Below are 1,600 nucleotides of genomic sequence, written 5' to 3'. Positions count from 1 at the left end.
AAGCCGCTTGGGTTCTCCCCTAAGATATTGGAAGAAACCCGGTTTCTAGAACCAGCCGAGTTGGGAGAGGAAGAAACTGGGTTTCTAGAAGCCGCTTGGGTTCTCCCCTAAGATATTGGTAGAAACCCGGTTTCTGGAGAGCTTGCGGTAAAATGGACGGTATCTTCTCCGAGCCGGTGTCTCACGTGGGGATCTATGGACAACGATCGAAGACAATTGCAAGCCTCAACCCGCCGTCAGTTTATCCGGTTGGCCAGCCAAACCGCGACCGGATTTTTCGTGGCGGGATGTTTGTCCGATCGCCACCGTTCCGAAAATCAAAACTCCGGCGGAACGCCTGCAAAACAGCCCGATGTTGATCAATTTGAACCGCCCGAAGTTCCTGAAAATCTTCCTTTACAGCGCGTCAGTTTTGAAACCCTGCGGGTCGATTCCCGGGGGAATATCAACTGGCGCCGGGAATTGCAGGGGCAATTTTTTACCGAATCGTTGGGAGAAAATATCGCCGTCGAAATGATATTGATTCCGGGGGGAACGTTTCTGATGGGTTCCCCGGAAACGGAAGTGGGACGGGGCATGACCGAAGGGCCCCAGCACGAAGTAACTGTGGCGCCGTTTTTTATGAGTCGATACGCTATCACCCAGAGACAATGGCGGGCGATCGCAAACCTGCCACAACTCGCGATCGACCTGGAACCTGATCGCTCTCAATACGACGGAGAAAACCGCCCCGCCGAGTGGGTGACGTGGTTTGAGGCGATCGAATTTTGCGCCCGACTCTCCAGATTAACCAACCGAACCTACCGACTTCCCAGCGAGGCGGAGTGGGAATACGCCTGCCGCGCCGAAACCGCCACGCCGTTTTATTACGGGGAGACGATTACCACGGATATCGTCAACTTTTACGGCGATTTTACCTACGGCGAAGCCCCGAAAGGTATCGTCCGGGAAGGCACCACACCCGTCGGCAGTTTTCCCCCCAACGCCTTCGGTTTGTACGACACCCACGGCAACGCTTGGGAGTGGTGCGCCGATCCGTGGAATAATGATTACCAGGATGCGCCGACAAATGGGCGGGTTTGGGATGAGGAAATGTCGGGCGATCGCTATCAGGATTATTTGGTTTATTTGAATGATTTGATAAATGACAATCGGTTCCGAGTGCTCCGGGGCGGTTCCTGGGACGTTCACCCGGAAGACTGCCGTTCGGCGATGCGCCTCCGCAACATTCCCACCGGACGCAGCAACTATGGGTTTAGAATCTGTTGCGATATCGATAAAGCCTTTCCGAGTTGATCTCATGTCCGCTCAAATCGTTTTGATAAAACTGACGATCCGAACTTGATGGGACAGGGCAATTGGAGAAAGCGATCGCCCATGACTGGCGACGATTTTTCCGGACAATTTGACGGCAAAATACCAATCGAATAGATGTCCGAACTTGTCAATTTTCAAGAGCCTGTTAATATGGCGATCGCCCCGCTCTTATCTATGATTGTTAACGCACAAGTGTTTTATTTCATCCGCCGACGCTAATTTGCTGGGCTTGAATTCCCGGGAAGGTCTTGTTTTCATCGCGATCGACATTGCGCCAGCCGAC

2 protein-coding genes are annotated in these 1,600 nt (G+C 52.9%); one reads left to right on the top strand and one right to left on the bottom strand.

Annotation, left to right across the window (positions count from 1 at the left end):
* Positions 1-195: 195 nt before the first annotated feature.
* A complete protein-coding gene (locus tag AC0QHF_RS00645) occupies positions 196-1,296 on the top strand; it encodes a formylglycine-generating enzyme family protein (RefSeq protein WP_324702257.1) in 1,101 nt (366 codons plus the stop codon).
* A 12-nt stretch (positions 1,297-1,308) separates the two neighbouring features.
* On the opposite strand, the gene AC0QHF_RS00640 is transcribed toward AC0QHF_RS00645, so the two are convergent.
* Complete coding sequence (locus AC0QHF_RS00640; RefSeq protein WP_324702256.1) at positions 1,309-1,455, bottom strand: hypothetical protein; 147 nt, start codon at positions 1,453-1,455, stop codon at positions 1,309-1,311.
* Positions 1,456-1,600 lie beyond the last annotated feature (145 nt).

The organism is Lyngbya sp. CCY1209, from assembly GCF_055795065.1.
Note: the sequence above shows the minus strand (reverse complement) of the source record. Positions and strands in the feature narration are given on the sequence as shown.